Consider the following 15,935-nt stretch of genomic DNA (forward strand, 5'->3'; position numbering starts at 1 on the left):
TTATTTTGGATAGAAACAGGAACTGTTGAATTTTACTGTGAGGTGGTGTAAGTGGAAGATGAGAACAGAGATGTTCCTACATGCTCTGCTTGTAATGAACCGTGTATGTGGACGTTAAAAATGCCATTAACTATTAATTACCTTGATAAAACGTATATCCGTGAAGTAACTACAGATAACGCTAATATATGCATTGAATGCTTAGAAAAAGAAGTGCAAACCATTGGATAAGGAGGCAGGTGATATGTAAGTATGGCCAGACAACGAAGCCCAGACCGTGATAAAGCGTATCAACTATTTAAAGAACATAATGGAGATATTACTAATCGTAAAATTGCTGAATTATTATCTACATCCGAAAGAACTGTTTCAGAAAAAACGGTCGGTGGATGGAAAACGAAAGATAAATGGATACAGCAATTGAATGGAGTACTCCATAAAAATGAACGGAGTACTCCAAAGAAAGATGCGGAGTACTCTAAAAAGAAACCAGGAGCACCTAAAGGCAATAAGAATGCTTTAAATAATCGTGGTGGAGCTAAGAGAGGTAATAGAAATGCTATAGGTAATTCCGGTGGTTCTGCGCCATTACGTAATAGTAATGCCGTTAGTCATGGTTTATATAGAAAGTATTTACCACAAGAATTATATGATTTGAAAGAAGAATTAGAAGAAGCGATTAACAACGATCCATTATCGATTTTGTGGGAAAGTATAATGCTGCAGCACGCTCAAATCATTCATGCTCAACGTATTATGTTCGTTAATAATAAAGAGGACATGACAAAGGAGCTACGAAAGAAAAAGTTCAGTGAAAGCGGATTTGAAGAAGAGTGGGAAATTCAATTTGCTTGGGATAAACAAGCGAGTTTCTTAAATGCTCAATCTAAGGCCCTTTCTACTTTATCTGCTCTTATTAGAGATTTTGACAGGTTAGCTAATATAGATGATGAACGTCGCGCTAAACTTGAATTTATACAGGTTCAAATCGATAAGATTAAATCCACTACTAATAATGATGATAATAATATTGAGCCAGTTGTCATTGTAGATAATATCAGTGGTGATTTAAATGTCTAAAAAGAAGATTGATGAAATACTTCCACCGGCGTTTCACCAAGTTTGGTTAGCCCGTAAATGTGAAGCGATATTAAAAATCGTTTGTAAAGGCGGGCGTGGTTCCGGTAAATCTACTGATATATCCATTTGTATTGTTATGGATCTTATTCAGTTTCCTATTACAGTGCTATGCATACGTAAAGTAAAGGATACAATAAGAGAATCCTGCTATGAACAAATAAAAGAAGCGATAGAAATACTAGGTGTAGAGCATTTATTTCGTTTTAAAGAAAGTCCTATGGAAATCATTTATAAGCCGCGCGGAAACAAAATGATATTCCGTGGTGCTGATGACCCTGCAAAAATAAAATCTATTAAAATAGCGAAGTATCCGGTTGCTATTGCATGGTTTGAAGAATTGGCCGAATTTAAATTAGAAGAAGATGTTTCTACAATAGAGAAGTCTATTTTGCGTAAAGAATTACCGAATGGATTGCGATATAAAATGTACTATTCATATAACCCACCAAAGAGAAAACAGTCCTGGGTTAACAAGAAGTTTGAAACGCAATTCAAACCGAAAAATACATTTGTACATCATAGTACATATCACGATAATCCCCATATTTCTAAGCAATTTGTGGAAGAAGCAGAAGAAACGAAAAGGCTTAAGCCACAGCAATATGAACACGAATACGAAGGGAAACCAACAGGCAGTGGCATTGTTCCATTTAGTAATCTCACATTCAGACGTATTACAGATGATGAAATTAAAACATTTGATAATATACGTCAAGGGATTGACTGGGGTTATGGAAATGACGCGCTGTCTTTTGGTCGTATGCATTATGATAAAACGCGTAGGAAACTTTATATATTCGGTGAAATACATGGCGTTAAAATCAGTAACCGTTTATTAGCTGAAAAGATTAAGAAACTTGGCTGGGATGATGTTGAAATAATTGCGGATTCATCGGAACCAAAATCAATTGATGAAATGAAAAATGATCACGGTATTAAGAGAATCAAAGGAGCAGTTAAAGGCTCTGGTTCTGTTGAATACGGGGAAAAATGGTTAGACGATTTAGAAGAAATTATAATTGACCCCGAACGTTGCCCAAAAACTGCAGGTGAATTTGAAAATATTGATTATGAAGTTGATAAAGATGGTAATCCCAAAAATAGATTACAAGATAAAGATAATCATAGTATCGATATGACCCGTTACGCGTGTGAGGACGATATGAGTAAACGTAAAGTAGTTATGGGTGGAAAGGTTAAAAGAGTGTAGTCGGACATTTATTGTTCGGCTATTTCTTTTGCTCTTTATTAATAGAAGAAAGGAGGACATACAAACGATATGAGCGATAAGAAAACAATTAAGAATGTAAAAGTATTTGGTATTAATAAAGCAGCAGATGATCCAAAGAATAAGGAAGACAACAGCAAACAAATGGCAGTTGACCCATTTGCACAAATATATGGTGATAAGGGATTGATTAAACCACCTTATGATATGAAAGTGCTGCTTGATATAAAGGAAAGTAATCCTATTCATTCTGCTTGCATTAGCGCTAAAGTTGATGATATTGCTGGTGTTGGTTTTGACTTTGCTCCTTTTGAAGAAGTAAAAGAAGCAGCGAGCCAGGAGCAATATAAAAGGTTAAAAGACTTTATGAGGAATTGTAATCCGGAAATGACAAGCTCCGAGATCATAAGGGCCGTATGGGACGATTATGAAACAGTCGGATGGGGCATTATTGAAGTCGTTCGTAATAACAAAGATGAACCGTCAGAACTATACCACATTCCAGCTCATACGGTTCGTGCTCATAAAGATAAAGTACGCTTTGCTCAAATTGTAAATAACAAAGAACGATGGTTTAAAAAGTTCGGTTATCCTGATGATTTCCGTCTTGCTGATGGTAGGTCGCTAAATGCAGAGGATGTTGCAGAAAACGGAACAGAAAAAGCCGGAGAAGTAATTGTTATTCGTAAATTCGGTTCTCGTTCTTCTTATTATGGAATACCTAATTATGTTAGTTCTATTGGCTCAATAGTTGGCTCTCAAGCAGTAAGAGATTACAATATTAACTTTTTTACAGGCAAGACTATTCCAGACGCTCTGCTATTCCTTGAGGGTGTCGATGAAATAGATGAGGGAACAGAAAACGAACTAAAAGCATTTTTCTCTGCAGAAACTAAGGGTGAACATCATAAGTTGGCCGTAGTTCCTGTTCCACCAGGAGCAACAGCTAAGTTAGAAAAAGTCAGTCCAGACGTAAAAGAAGGTAGTTTCCGTTTATATAAGCAGGATAGCGCAATGGAGATATGTGTGGCCCATCGTGTACCACCTTATCGTATCGGTTGGGCTATGACAGGTTCATTAGGACAAACAACTGCTAAAGAAATGAACGAGATGTACAAGCGTTCTATTATTGAACCTGGACAAGAAATATTAGAACATCGATTAAATAATCAATTGTTCCGTGTATTTGCTGAAATACTAGGCGGTTTAGATTGGCATTTCAAATTAAATGAAATCGATACGGATGATCGTGAAGCAGATTTGAAGTATGCAAAAGACAGTTATGAAGGTGGAATATTAAAACTGAATGAGTCCCGTAAGGTAGTAGGTTATGACCCTGTACCAGAAGGGGATAAATTCTTTGATGGTACAACTGAACCTTCTCTACCGGAACCAATTGCAAAAGCTGCAGATAATGAGCAAGATAACTTAATTGCTATTAATGCATTTAGGGAAAAGCATGAAGAAGTAGAAAAAGCTATGCAAAAGAAGGTAGCGGATTTTTTTCCGAGCAGGGAAAACGGCTATTAAACCTGCTTCCCATTATTCGTATTAATAAGGCAGATGAAGAGATTAATCTTGTAATTGCAGAAACAGAAGTTGATGAATTTCTGGATAGTGTCGATTGGGATGAAGAAAGACAAATGTTTGTCGATGAAGTCACAGACACTCTGCAGGATGATGTAACAGAGTTTGTACAAAGTGCTATAGCTTCTAATGGTTTAACCTGGATAGTTTTAGATCCAATAGGTGACGTTGCTGCAAAATGGGTTGCTACTTATGCATTTGAATTAGCAAAAGTAATCCATGAAACTACTAAAGATAGATTAAGAGAAACGATGTTAAAGAATCTTAGTGAAGGAATGGGTGTCGATGCATTAAGTGTTTCTATTGCAGATGTGATGTCAGAAGCAAGTAACTACAGAGCAATGATGATTGCGCGCACAGAAACAACATATGCAATGAATTATGGAAATTTAATTGCTTATAAGGGTACAAATAGAAACAAGAAAACATGGCTTACAGGAAACGATGAGCGAGTTTGTAAAGAATGTGGTGGTTTACATGGGGAAACGGTAGATATTGATAATCTATTTAGCAATGGAAAGATGTGTCCGCCAGCTCATCCACATTGCCGCTGCACTATGATTTCAGAAGAGTAATAAAATATACCTATTTGATTGGGGTTTCATCGTCAAAACGTATGCGGCTTTAAATTGGCTACTATGCGTTTTGACAGTGGAACCCCAATCTTTATAGGGAAGGAGGTAAAACGATGGGATATGAACTAAAAAACGCCAATATCAGTTATGTTTCATTAGTTACAAAGGGCGCTAACGGTCGTCAATTTGCCATTATGAAAAGTGAATCTGCTAAACAACCAAATATATCAAAGCAAGTTCCAATCCTTAAAACAGAGGAAGAGAAGCAGCTTGTTACAGGTGTGGTATATGAACCAGATGTAGAAGATTCACATGGAGATACAATGACCGCAGAAGAAATTGAAAAGGCTGCATATACCTTTATGGAAAATTACCAACACATCGATAAGCAACATGATGAAATTGCTGGTAAAGGAACAGTTGTTGAAAACTGGATTGCTAAAAGTGATATGACAGTAGGCGAACAAGAAGTAAAAGCAGGAACATGGCTTATGACTGTTCGTGTTGATGATGCAGATACGTGGGAAGAAATTAAAAAAGGTGAAGTCACTGGTTTTTCTATGGGTGGATTTGGTGAACGTGTGGAAATCGCTAAGACTGATGATTTTACTCATGAAGATAAAGGTCTTATTCGAAAGATGTTAGATTTCGTTAAAGGTGAAACTCACAAAATCATAAAAGGCGAAGTAAAAGACCGCTTTATTGATGAAAAACAAAAACGTGATTTACGAGCTGTATTTAATTTGTTTGAAGATGTGTTCTATTGGGAGATTTGGGAAAGTAATCCCGATATCGACCGAATGACGGCTGCTCTTGATGATATGAAGGACATACTTTCTTCTATTAAAGGCGGTTATACCATTGCGAAATCAGAAGACAGTGTACAAGCAGAAAGCATTGTTTTAGAAAGTATTAAAAAAGCTGGTAAAGTATTATCCCAAAAGAATCATACAAAATTAGATGAAGCATTAGCTTTAATTACTGAAATAAAAGAAGCTGCTTCACCACAGGAGGAAGATGAAATGAAAGCAGAAGATATTGCAGAGATTGTAAAACAAGCAGTAGAACCACTAGCTACTAAGTTAGAAAAGATTGAAAAGCAGGTGAATGGTGAAGAGGTAGAGCCGACGCCAGAAGAGCAAACAGAAGAAGAAAAAGCTGCAGCAGTTATTCAAAAAGCACTAGAACCAATTACAAAGCGACTTGAAAATATTGAAAATGCTGCTTCTATCCGTAAAGGTTTAGATCCAGATGAAGAAGTTACACCAGGACAACAACAAATTAAAAAATCTAAATGGGCAGGATTGAACCTGTAAGGGGAGGATTTATCATTATGACAATGACTAACGCACAATTATTAAAACGTTTAGATCGTATTGAAAAGGCAGCAATGACAACAAGTGGAATGAATGCAGGGTTATTAAATCCAGAACAAAGTAAAGAGTTCTTCCGTATGGCATTTGATACAACGCCATTCTCACAATTACACCGTAAAGAAATGCGTAAAGCAAAACAAGGTGAATTAGATAAAATTGCAATTGGTGGCCGTATCTTACGTAAGAAAACAGAAAACAGCGATGATAATTACCGTGCAGGTGTTCAAACTTCCAAAATTGAGTACAATACAAAGGCTATTCGTTTACCTTGGGAAATTACAGAAGAATTACTCCGCGAAAATATTGAAGGTGAAGGTTATGAAGATACTGTAATGGCTCTTATGTCTACACAATTAGGTATCGATTTAGAGGATTTACATTGGAATGGTGATACAGAATCTTCCGACGGAATGTTATCTATTAATGATGGATGGTTGAAAAAAATCAAGAAATCGAAAGAGTCTCATATTGTCGATCATGCTAAATTGGTAACTGGTACAGGCGAAGCTGCTGCGGCAAATGGATTTGGAAAAGGCTCTATCTTTGCTTTATCCGGTGCAATGCCAAATAAATATAAAAACAGCAACCTACGTTGGATTATGTCTCCAAGCCGTAGAGAGAAATGGATTGAGTATTTAACAAATCGTCCTACTGGTGCTGGTGATGCTGCGTTACTTGGAGCAGGAGATCAAGTTAATAAACCAATGGGATACGGAATTGTTACGGTTCCATCTTTAGAAGACGATGTTATTATTCTTGCAGACCCTAAAAACTTTATTGCAGTTAATACATACGACACTCGTGTTCGTAAAACTACAGAAGGTAAAACTGCAGTAATGGAAGATAAACGATTCTATGTAATTCACTTTGATGATGATGCTGTAATTCAAGAAATGGATGCAGTAGCAATCCTAACAAATATTCCGGATACGTTTGGAGCTTAATATCCAGGCGTATTTTTTATGGGAATAAACCCTTTTTTATTAGGGTTTTGAATGTATACTTTTTTAATATTTTCTTGTTTTTAATAGAAAACGAGTTAGAACCAATAAAACCAACAATACGAATGTAAACTTTTATGTAATAGTTTACATTCGTGAAAGGGGTGTTAATTATGAAAGTAGTTACGCTGCGATACGGTGGCACTTACACCGCTTATGGACAAAAGTTTAAGAATGGCCAAGAAGAAACAGTTGCAAATGAAAAAGCTGATTACCTTGTAAGTACTGGACATTTTGAACTTGTAAAAGAAGTCGATAAGAAGGAGAAAGAAACATAATGGATATTACCTTGCAGGACGTTAAAGGCCGCGTAAATGTGCAGAAGATGCCTGATACAGTAATTCAAGAACTAATAGATTACTATGCAGTTATTGTTAGAAAGTATTTAAGAGTTAAGCCGGAGAATCCAATGAAAGAAGTCATTCAAACAAGCAAACTAGCGTGGCTTTCTTTTCCTGCTGAATCTATAGCAAAAGTTACTCATGTTAGTTCGAAACAAGATATGACCGATTCTATTACTGTAAATGGCCGTATTGTTTATGGTTTATCCGAAAATCAATTGTATGAATTCGAATATAAGATACAAGACTATGATGATCTGCAGGTACTTATGAAGAAATGTATTATTGATTTGGTTGTTTCTGCAGTAGTTCGTGCTAACTTACAACGAAAAGGTATGAAAACATCGGAGAGTATTGGCGATTATTCGTACCAGATTAGCCCAGAAACGCTGGATGAACCAGCAACAAACAATAAGATACTCGATGGTTTAAAAAGCTTTAGAGCAAGAGTTAAGCCGGTGATGGCTACATGAATACGTACTTCGATGATGGCGATATGGATGATTTATATATTCATGAGGTAGTAGTAAAACGAAAAATGAAAAAGAAACAATCCTCAGGTAATTATGCAGAAGTAGATGAAGACGTATATGAGAATATGACTTGTCGTGTAACTACTAATTCTGCTGCTGATAATGAGAGGTTTAAGCGTGATAAACAAAATTTCGATACAACCTTTAAGATATATGCACCTGCTTCCTACAAAATTAAGCCTAATGATCGTATCCATTTCAAAAGTGAAGAATTAGGCGTTGATTATATGTTTGAAGTAAAAGGCGAACCACGTAATCCTGCATTTATGAATCATCACATTGAAATTTATTGTGAAAAGGTATGATTCTATATGGCGAATTCAGTAGAAATTGAGTACTCAAGCAATATGGAGCAAGTAAAGACGCATATTAATGCTATGTGTGTTGAAAAAGTTACAGCAGCATCTATTCATTTACAAAATCAAGTTAAGAAGAATCTCACAGGTAGCCGTAGCGGTAAGCAATATAAAATACCTCATACGAGTCGTAAATATACTGCTTCTAAACCAGGGGAAGCTCCTGCTGTTCGTACCGGTGACTTGCTAAATTCGATTAAATACAATGTTAAACGATCACAATCAGAGGTATTGGGTGCAGTAGGGAGCGATTTGAAAAAAGCAATATGGCTTGAAACTGGTACAAGTCATATGGAAGCCCGTCCATTCCTATTAAAAGCGTTTGAAAAAGAACGTAGAGAACTTAAAAGAATGATGGGAGGGTAATACATGTCTAACGCTATTGAAGCTATTAGAATGCTTGTAGAGAACGATGAAATAATAAAAGCTAATCTATCAGAATATGGTGAAGGCGAGGACAAAGGCCCTGCTTTTACATTCCAAACCGCACAAGATGATATGAACATGCCTTATGCAGTTATAAGAATTGAAGCAAATAATCCGGATGACGTTGAAATTATAGACCGAATGATTCTTAATTTTGATGTGTATTGTGATAACGGGGATTATGATAAGGCAAATGCAATTGCTACACGTATTGAGAAGTTACTAGATAGAGAAGTCGGTTTAAAAGATGATGGGATACTTTCTATACATCGTGCAGGTAGTATCCCTGTACCAGATGAAGACCCATCTATCATTCATATAAATGTAAAATTTCTTGTCCGAACCATGCGAACGGACTTGTATTAGGGGGTAGGACAAATGAGCTGGAAATTAATTAATGGTGTCCGTGAAGGGACTACTGATAATTTTGTTATCGGTCCTGGTGTCATGTACAAAGGGTTTAAAAGTGTAAAAGAATTAGGTGAACTTGTAGGAGCGACTACAGGCGGAACTAAAGTGGGTTTTGATCGTGAGTATTATGATGCAGATATTGATGGTGTGCTAGGTAAAATGGTGCGTGGTAAGTGGTTATTAAAAGATGAACCGCATGTAGAACTTACATTAGTGGAGTTTACAAAAGAAAACCTGCAGTTAGCTTTACCTGGGATGACGGTAGATAGTACAACTGAAACTGATTACGATATTATGAAACCTTCAAATGATATTCCTGATTCAAACTATCATGATATTGCACTCATTGGTATGATTTCGGGTAGTGAATTACCTGTTATATTCGTAATTCGTAATGCAATGGTTGTTTCTTCTATTGAGGTGGATCTAAAAGACGGTAAAGGAACGGTTGGTTTGAAATGTAAATTTATCGGTCATTACAGTGAATCTGCACCAACTACACCACCATACGAAATCTATTTACCAAAGAAAAAGAAAGCAACAGTACAAAAAGCACCGGCTACCGCATAAATGGTAGTCGGTTTTCTATTGCATAAAACGAGCTGAATACAAAAAAAGGAGCGGACAAAATGACTTCTATATTAGAAAAAATGATGAATACCGGTACAGAAATAACAATTTTAGGCGAAAAAGTAACAATGCGACGATTAAATGTAACAGACGTTTGGCGATTCGCTAAGATTATTTCGAAAGTTGGACGTAGCGCAATAGTTAACTTTGCTGATTTTGGTAAGGATAAGCAAGCAATGGATGAACTTACTAAAGCAGCAGAATCTCTTCCAGAAGAAGAAAAACAAGCGCAATTAGTTGCACTTAAAGAGAAGCAGCAACAAAAAGGATTAGAATTTGCTTTCCGTGTTCTAACGATGATTCCTGCTTGTGAGGATGATTTTACAGAGTTCTTTGCTAGTTTATTAAAAGTGAAAGCTGAAGAATTTAGACAGTTCCCTCCGGAAGCAATGGTTTCTGTTATTCAAGGATTACTGGAAAGTGAAGACTTAATGACTTTTTTCAACCAGGTCAAGGGACTCGTGAAAGTTCAGAGCGAGAAATGGAGCCAATCAGCAGCAGCTCCGATTCAAGCTTAAACGAAAATTCAGATGAATATTTAGAGGAAGCCGAACAAAATATGTTACGTGCTTTCGATAAGATCCAAAAACGGTATGGATGGACAGATGATTATGTCTTATCAATACCGTATTCGCGTTTAATGGACCTGTTTTCTTTAATTGCACGAGAAGAGCAGCAAGAAGAACTAAATGAGTGGAAGAAGATGGCGTTCATTGGCTTTCAAACCCGTCAACTTGAAGAAGGTACTACTTTTAATGATTATCTTCAAGCCTTTGGACTAACTGACACCCAGGACGATAAAGAAGCATCTTATGAAATGGGTGAAGTATGGACGAAAGAAGAGTGTGAAGCGCATGTTGAGCAGATTATGGCTCACTTCCAGGAAGAAGACGATGAAGAATAAAATGGTTATCGGCCCCAGAAGGGGGTGCGTAAATGTTAGCTGAAATGTTCCAACTGTTCGGAACGATTGGTATTAAAGCAGAAGGCGCTTATAAAGATTTACAACAGTTTGAAGATCGAGTACAAAAGACTGCAAATGGAATGCATGATAAATTCCAAAAGGCAGGGGAATCAATTAGTCATGTAGGTAACAAAATGAAAGATGTTGGTACAAACATGACAACGGGCGTTTCCTTACCTTTAGCTGGTATCGGTGCTGCAGCTGTAAAAGTAGCTTCTGATTTCGATACTTCTCAAAGAAACATCCAATCTTCTTTAGGTCTTACTGAAAAAGGTGCTGAAAACCTTGGTAAAATCGCAAAAGAAACTTGGAAAGATGGATTTGGCCAAAGTATTGAAGAAGTGGATCAGTCTCTTATAAAAGTGTATCAGAATATGAAAGACGTTCCTCACGAAGAATTAGAAGAAGCTACAAAAAGCGCTATGACATTGGGTAAAACATTTGATTCTGATATCAATGAAGTAACTCGTGGTGCAGGACAGTTAATGAATCAGTTTGGTATTTCTTCAAAGGAAGCATTCGATTTATTTGCTGCTGGTGGACAAGAAGGTTTGAACTATTCAAATGAAATGTTTGATAATGTGGCGGAATATGCGCCATTGTACAAACAAGCCGGCTTCTCTGCTAACGAGATGTTTACCATTATGGCAAACGGTACTCGTGATGGAAGTTATAATCTCGATTACATTAACGACCTTGTAAAAGAGTTCGGTATTCGGGTACAGGATGGTTCTAAAGGTGTATCTGATGCCTTTGCTGAAATGTCACCCCAAACACAAAAGGTCTGGGATAACTTTAACAAAGGTAAAGGAACTTCTGCAGATGTGTTTAATGCCGTCTTAGGTGATTTAGGTAAGATGGACGATAAAGTAAAAGCAAACCAACTTGGTGTTGCTGTATTCGGTAGATGATAAATTGTGCCGAAATAAAATCGCGGTATAAAGCAAAGAGGGTGCGAATCCTAATTTGAACCGAAGGATATACAAAGTATAGCCAGGGGCAGAGCATAGAAGGTGAAAAGATATAATCCTTCCACGAGACCGCGACACTTATTAGTGAAAACGTATGCCGAACTTACAGGAAATGAACTGTAAGAAGTAGAGGATAAAAAGCCTTTACGATAACACAATTGACAAAGTGGGAAGACATGGGTGCTCAAGCTGTCTTAGGTCTTAATAATGCAAATGGTGCGTTAGGCGATGTCGAGGGCACAATGGGAAAAATGCAGAAGACGCAGCAAGAAGCTTTTGGTGTTCGTTGGCAAAAGTTAATGCGTACTACAATGGCATCTTTAGAACCATTAGGACAAGCTATTTTAGATATTGCAGAAGTGGCACTTCCTCCAATTATTAAAGCAGTAGAAGTTGCTGCAAAAGCATTTAGTTCTATGCCTAAACCGATTCAAATTGGTATTGTAGCAATTCTAGGTATGGTCGCTGTCTTAGGTCCATTAGTCGCCATGATGGGCTTTATGACAAGTGGGGTTGGTGCATTTGTTGGTTCATTAAGATTCCTAGTACCGATACTTACTAAAGTACCATTATTATTTACAGGTATTCTTAAAGTCGGCCCTAAACTTATCGGTATGTTTGGTGGAATTGGGAAAGCCCTAGCGCTGTTGGGTAGATCCATGATGACCTTACTTATGAATCCCTGGACGATTGCCATACTAGCAATTGTAGGATTAGTATATCTAATTTATAAAAACTGGGATGACATCGTAAAATACACCAAGAAAGCAGTTAAATGGATTGGCGATGTCTGTTCTAAAGCTTGGGACGCAACCGTAAAAGGTGCAAAAAAGGCATGGAATGGTTTAGGTAAGTTCTTCTCTGGATTTTGGAATGGTACAAAAAAACTTTTCAAATCTGCTTCATCATTTTTGGGTAAAGTCTTAGAAGAAGCTTGGAAATATATAAAACAAAGAATCGAATACAACATTAAAATTTGGAAAAACATTTTCGAGTTTGGATGGAATGCCATTAAATTTGTTTTTAATCTAGCATTAAGCGGTTTAAAAAAAATTGTAGATGGCACATGGAAATTCATTAAGAATAGTGTCCAAAAGGCAGTTAACACATGGAAGAAAATTTTCTCTACTGGATGGAATGCTATTAAAAGAATTTTCTCTATGGCTTTAGCAATAATAAAGCAGTACGTAAAAACCGAATTCGAAAAAATAAAAAATACAATATCCAGTGTTTTTAACACGATTAAGGAAATTGTAAAAAAAGCCTGGGACGCAATTAAATCAACCTTTACTACAGTATTAAAATTCTTAAAAGATTTTGTGAAATCTTCTTGGGAATCTATTAAAGATACAATTTCTAGCGTTATGAACACAATTAAAAATGTGATTCAATCGGCTTGGAATTTTATAAAGTTTACAATCATTAATGCAGTTCGTGAATTTGTTGGGTTTGTAATTACTAATTTCAACAAATTATATAACACAATAACCGATGTTGTTGGCGGTATAAAAGCATTTATTGTTAGTAACTTTAAAACTATAAAGAAAGCAATCACTGGTGCATTTACAGGGGTTGTAGATACTGTAAAAGATGTATTCAGTAAAGTTGGTTCTATAGTAAAAAATGTAGCAAAAGATGCAGTTAGCTGGGGAAAAGATATTATTGCCGGTATTGGTGAAGGTATGTCCGGTATGGCAGATTGGCTTATAAAAAAAGCTAAAGGAGTTGTTTCGGGAATACCTAAAGCCGTATTAAAGTTCTTTGGTATCCGAAGCCCATCCCGGTTAATGATGGAATACGGGGGCTATATTACAGAAGGTCTTGGTGTAGGGATGGAAAAAATGATTCCTGCAGTAGACAAAGCTTCTGAACTATTAAATAAAGCTGTCGTTCCACCTAAACCAATGAAACTAGTAACCGATGTATCTAATCAAATTGGACAAATGGGCGCACGTTCTGCTGATCTAATCGGTAAAACTGCACATCCATTTGCTGGACAAACCCACGTTGAGAAGAAAACAGATAATGGCGTATCAATTAAAAATGCTACATTTAAAGTCTCTGTTGAAAAACTACAATCTGCAGACGACTTTGTAAAAATGAGAAAGCTGCTACAAAACGTAGTTGCTGATGATCTAATGGGAATGGCGGTGCGAAATGTATGAGTATATTAAAAACATTGCATAGAAGAGGTGGTTCATACCATCTCTTAGGAAAGGCTGCAGAGTTAAAAGACACAATACGATATACCATTGATTTCTCATGGCCAGGGACATATAACTTTTCGTTTTTGTCCCAGGTTCCTATTGGTTCTGATGGCATGTTACCAGATAAGTACTTTATTGTTCGGGTAAATGGTATTGAAAGATTCAGAGCACGAGGTCCTTATGATTGGGAAGCGAGAGAAATCTTTGTAGGTGCAGGACCACAAACAATTGAATTTACAACAATCGGTTATGGTTCCTCTGACATAGCATATATACGCGACGTACATTACTATGCATTTGGGCATGTACCTAATATCGAAAAGATTGAACAAACAAAATTACCAAAATCACTAGATGGCTTAAAATTACATAATGTCATGCATGGATACCCGCGTTCTCAAAGTGCAGGTAGCAAAGGTTGTGAAGTAGAATTCACTGTACTATTTAAAGATATCAGTTATTGGCGTGATTTCATGAGGGAAATATACCGTCCTCATATTATTACTGGTGATTACGGTACCTACGGGGGTATAATTTCGCCGAATGAAGTAGATGCAATACGAAAAGGAACGTTAGTCATAGCAAAATGTAAATTAATGTCCATGTCACAAGCAGGGGTAGGAGTTGATGGAATGTGAGAGAAGGATCTATTTCTTTAATTAGAATGTTGGGGAGCTATTTCCAAGTTGGGAATAACTCCCCTAATTTAATTGTTTATATGAAAAGAAGAGATTCTTCTTCTTACGTACAAATACAACATCGTGTAATAGGCTTAGAAGTGCAGGAGAACGCAGATCAGTTTGCTAGTACATTTACTATTACCTTTGCGAATGAATACGGTCAAATGGCTCCTGATAACTGGTATGGTAAGTTCTCTTCTATTTCAGAATGGTTTTATAACAGTGAGGTAACAAATACAAATCAGCTATATCCACAGACTGAATTTAAAGTGTCTATTGGCTATGGTGAGGAAGCGTTACCTTATATACATGGTTTTGTATCTGATGTGAAGGTAAATGCCGAAAGCGGCACGATTTCAGTAACCTGCACTACATCCTATAAGAAGGTTTTACATAAATCAGTAATCCCAACACCTGGATCAGATGAAATTGTTGCACCTACCGGTAATGTTTATGATGTTGTGAAGTTCTTCTTTGAAAAAGCAGGAGTTACATTGCACGGTAACAGAGTAAATATTCCTGGAACCAATCAGAGTTGGATTGTAGAAGGAGCAACCGGTAAGAGATTTCAAAAATGGGATGAAATTGTTCGCGATATTATAGATACAACATTCCACTATATTAAACACGAACCGGACGGAAGTTGCACATTTATGAAAATGCCAGACTATGCAATTAATGAACCTGCAAAGTTTAGTTTTAGAGAAGGGGAAAACCTTATCTCTTTAGATATGCAGCTAACTGATCAGGATATAAGTAATAGTATTGTTGTTAAATGTGGAGATTACGCAAACGGATTTCTTAATTCGTTTCTATTAAAAAATGTATCGCAGGGTGATTTACGAGAGGAAATGATAGAAGTTCCCTGGGCGACAACGTTCTTTGCAAGAAGAGCGGTTGCTGCAGCTTATCATTTAAAAGCAATTCAGAAGTTCAGAACATTAACAGTAGCAGTAGTTGGTGATCCAAGGATTCAATTATTTGATGTTATTTCTGTTTACAATAGAGATTCTGGTCAACAATGGAATTACTTTGTTAAAGGGATTAATACAATGATTTCTGCAGATGATGGATTTTATCAGACTTTAGATTTAACTGTTAACTATGGGTATGAACCTGCTCCCTATACAGATATAACCGGTATTACAGTAAATGTAGATACATTACGTTTAAAACTTTGGGATTGGGATTTAGAGGATGGCGATTTGTTAAATATTTACTGTAATGATAAATTAATCGAAGAAAATTATTTCATCCGGAACAATCCAACGTATGTAGATATTCCGCTTGAATACGGCGTGAATATTATCGTATTTGAAGCAGTACGAAACCCAAAAGGGATTCTTACAGGACGTTTGCAAGTACTGGATACGCAGAATAATATCTTATTTGATTATGGTTCTTTACCAGATTTATCATTTCCTCGGGTAAATCAAGATGCAAATCACTATTATATCCAGCGTCCAGCCAAAACATGGTCTGTTACGCGCGTGAACTAGGGGTGATTCT

General features: G+C 36.6%; 18 protein-coding genes and 1 pseudogene. All 19 read left to right on the forward strand.

All coding sequences use genetic code 11. From position 1 onward, the window contains the following. The first annotated feature begins 51 nt into the window (after positions 1–51). The 19 genes and pseudogenes from M1D73_RS10535 (at position 52) to M1D73_RS10625 (ending at position 15,925) form a co-directional block, all read left to right on the forward strand. Positions 52–231 carry a hypothetical protein gene (locus tag M1D73_RS10535; protein ID WP_087875279.1) on the forward strand — a complete coding sequence of 60 codons (180 nt, stop codon included), beginning with the start codon at positions 52–54 and terminating at the stop codon, positions 229–231. Positions 232–252: 21 nt separating this feature from the next. Further along, positions 253–1,080 carry a phage terminase small subunit gene (gene terS / locus M1D73_RS10540; RefSeq protein WP_087875280.1) on the forward strand — a complete coding sequence of 276 codons (828 nt, stop codon included), beginning with the start codon at positions 253–255 and terminating at the stop codon, positions 1,078–1,080. Continuing rightward, positions 1,073–2,350, forward strand: coding sequence for a PBSX family phage terminase large subunit (locus M1D73_RS10545; RefSeq protein WP_243340809.1), 1,278 nt, complete (start codon positions 1,073–1,075; stop codon positions 2,348–2,350). Before terS ends, M1D73_RS10545 begins: the two co-directional genes overlap by 8 nt. Before the next feature lie 69 nt (positions 2,351–2,419). Beyond that, the gene (locus M1D73_RS10550) at positions 2,420–3,898 is read left to right on the forward strand and encodes a phage portal protein (protein ID WP_243340807.1); all 1,479 of its coding nucleotides are present in this window, start codon (positions 2,420–2,422) and stop codon (positions 3,896–3,898) included. A gap of 113 nt (positions 3,899–4,011) precedes the next feature. Further along, positions 4,012–4,530: a phage head morphogenesis protein gene (locus M1D73_RS10555; RefSeq protein ID WP_243340805.1), complete on the forward strand. Its 519-nt coding sequence runs from the start codon at positions 4,012–4,014 to the stop codon at positions 4,528–4,530. A gap of 113 nt (positions 4,531–4,643) precedes the next feature. Next, positions 4,644–5,846 carry an XkdF-like putative serine protease domain-containing protein gene (locus M1D73_RS10560; RefSeq protein WP_243340803.1) on the forward strand — a complete coding sequence of 401 codons (1,203 nt, stop codon included), beginning with the start codon at positions 4,644–4,646 and terminating at the stop codon, positions 5,844–5,846. 17 nt (positions 5,847–5,863) lie between these two features. Then, a complete protein-coding gene (locus M1D73_RS10565) occupies positions 5,864–6,850 on the forward strand; it encodes a phage major capsid family protein (RefSeq protein WP_044795829.1) in 987 nt (328 codons plus the stop codon). A 170-nt stretch (positions 6,851–7,020) separates the two neighbouring features. Further along, positions 7,021–7,185, forward strand: coding sequence for a YqbF domain-containing protein (locus tag M1D73_RS10570; RefSeq protein WP_000869888.1), 165 nt, complete (start codon positions 7,021–7,023; stop codon positions 7,183–7,185). After that, positions 7,185–7,721: a hypothetical protein gene (locus M1D73_RS10575; protein ID WP_243340801.1), complete on the forward strand. Its 537-nt coding sequence runs from the start codon at positions 7,185–7,187 to the stop codon at positions 7,719–7,721. Before M1D73_RS10570 ends, M1D73_RS10575 begins: the two co-directional genes overlap by 1 nt. Further along, positions 7,718–8,086 (forward strand): hypothetical protein, encoded by a 369-nt coding sequence (locus M1D73_RS10580; protein WP_001099511.1) that lies wholly within the window; start codon positions 7,718–7,720, stop codon positions 8,084–8,086. The genes M1D73_RS10575 and M1D73_RS10580 overlap by 4 nt, the downstream gene beginning before the upstream one ends. Before the next feature lie 6 nt (positions 8,087–8,092). Further along, on the forward strand, positions 8,093–8,503 hold the full coding sequence (locus M1D73_RS10585) for an HK97-gp10 family putative phage morphogenesis protein (protein ID WP_000024034.1): 411 nt from the start codon (positions 8,093–8,095) through the stop codon (positions 8,501–8,503). Between the two features lie 3 nt (positions 8,504–8,506). Then, positions 8,507–8,929, forward strand: a complete 423-nt coding sequence (locus M1D73_RS10590; protein ID WP_243340799.1) for a hypothetical protein — start codon at positions 8,507–8,509, stop codon at positions 8,927–8,929. Positions 8,930–8,941: 12 nt separating this feature from the next. Further along, on the forward strand, positions 8,942–9,544 hold the full coding sequence (locus M1D73_RS10595; protein WP_000118571.1) for a hypothetical protein: 603 nt from the start codon (positions 8,942–8,944) through the stop codon (positions 9,542–9,544). 59 nt (positions 9,545–9,603) lie between these two features. Next, positions 9,604–10,122: a hypothetical protein gene (locus M1D73_RS10600; protein WP_061139373.1), complete on the forward strand. Its 519-nt coding sequence runs from the start codon at positions 9,604–9,606 to the stop codon at positions 10,120–10,122. Next, on the forward strand, positions 10,086–10,508 hold the full coding sequence (locus M1D73_RS10605) for a hypothetical protein (protein ID WP_098829369.1): 423 nt from the start codon (positions 10,086–10,088) through the stop codon (positions 10,506–10,508). The genes M1D73_RS10600 and M1D73_RS10605 overlap by 37 nt, the downstream gene beginning before the upstream one ends. Positions 10,509–10,540: 32 nt before the next feature. Then, positions 10,541–11,473 (forward strand): annotated as a pseudogene (locus M1D73_RS10610) (phage tail tape measure protein); the annotation flags it as partial. Between the two features lie 224 nt (positions 11,474–11,697). After that, positions 11,698–13,704 carry a phage tail protein gene (locus tag M1D73_RS10615; protein ID WP_312039173.1) on the forward strand — a complete coding sequence of 669 codons (2,007 nt, stop codon included), beginning with the start codon at positions 11,698–11,700 and terminating at the stop codon, positions 13,702–13,704. Next, a complete protein-coding gene (locus M1D73_RS10620; protein ID WP_243340795.1) occupies positions 13,701–14,384 on the forward strand; it encodes a hypothetical protein in 684 nt (227 codons plus the stop codon). Before M1D73_RS10615 ends, M1D73_RS10620 begins: the two co-directional genes overlap by 4 nt. Beyond that, complete coding sequence (locus M1D73_RS10625; RefSeq protein ID WP_001206675.1) at positions 14,381–15,925, forward strand: hypothetical protein; 1,545 nt, start codon at positions 14,381–14,383, stop codon at positions 15,923–15,925. Before M1D73_RS10620 ends, M1D73_RS10625 begins: the two co-directional genes overlap by 4 nt. The last annotated feature ends 10 nt before the right edge of the window (positions 15,926–15,935 follow it).

This window comes from Bacillus sp. PK3-067 (assembly GCF_056738645.1).

What these genes read in the sequence shown, in the direction of transcription:
- M1D73_RS10600 (WP_061139373.1), top strand. Translation starts at nt 9,604, where the DNA reads ATGACTTCTATATTAGAAAAAATGATGAATACCGGTACAGAAATAACA.
- M1D73_RS10580 (WP_001099511.1), top strand. Translation starts at nt 7,718, where the DNA reads ATGAATACGTACTTCGATGATGGCGATATGGATGATTTATATATTCAT.
- M1D73_RS10620 (WP_243340795.1), top strand. Translation starts at nt 13,701, where the DNA reads ATGAGTATATTAAAAACATTGCATAGAAGAGGTGGTTCATACCATCTC.
- M1D73_RS10575 (WP_243340801.1), top strand. Translation starts at nt 7,185, where the DNA reads ATGGATATTACCTTGCAGGACGTTAAAGGCCGCGTAAATGTGCAGAAG.
- terS (WP_087875280.1), top strand. Translation starts at nt 253, where the DNA reads ATGGCCAGACAACGAAGCCCAGACCGTGATAAAGCGTATCAACTATTT.
- M1D73_RS10560 (WP_243340803.1), top strand. Translation starts at nt 4,644, where the DNA reads ATGGGATATGAACTAAAAAACGCCAATATCAGTTATGTTTCATTAGTT.
- M1D73_RS10585 (WP_000024034.1), top strand. Translation starts at nt 8,093, where the DNA reads ATGGCGAATTCAGTAGAAATTGAGTACTCAAGCAATATGGAGCAAGTA.
- M1D73_RS10545 (WP_243340809.1), top strand. Translation starts at nt 1,073, where the DNA reads ATGTCTAAAAAGAAGATTGATGAAATACTTCCACCGGCGTTTCACCAA.
- M1D73_RS10590 (WP_243340799.1), top strand. Translation starts at nt 8,507, where the DNA reads ATGTCTAACGCTATTGAAGCTATTAGAATGCTTGTAGAGAACGATGAA.
- M1D73_RS10550 (WP_243340807.1), top strand. Translation starts at nt 2,420, where the DNA reads ATGAGCGATAAGAAAACAATTAAGAATGTAAAAGTATTTGGTATTAAT.
- M1D73_RS10570 (WP_000869888.1), top strand. Translation starts at nt 7,021, where the DNA reads ATGAAAGTAGTTACGCTGCGATACGGTGGCACTTACACCGCTTATGGA.
- M1D73_RS10565 (WP_044795829.1), top strand. Translation starts at nt 5,864, where the DNA reads ATGACAATGACTAACGCACAATTATTAAAACGTTTAGATCGTATTGAA.
- M1D73_RS10605 (WP_098829369.1), top strand. Translation starts at nt 10,086, where the DNA reads ATGGAGCCAATCAGCAGCAGCTCCGATTCAAGCTTAAACGAAAATTCA.
- M1D73_RS10595 (WP_000118571.1), top strand. Translation starts at nt 8,942, where the DNA reads ATGAGCTGGAAATTAATTAATGGTGTCCGTGAAGGGACTACTGATAAT.
- M1D73_RS10555 (WP_243340805.1), top strand. Translation starts at nt 4,012, where the DNA reads ATGTTTGTCGATGAAGTCACAGACACTCTGCAGGATGATGTAACAGAG.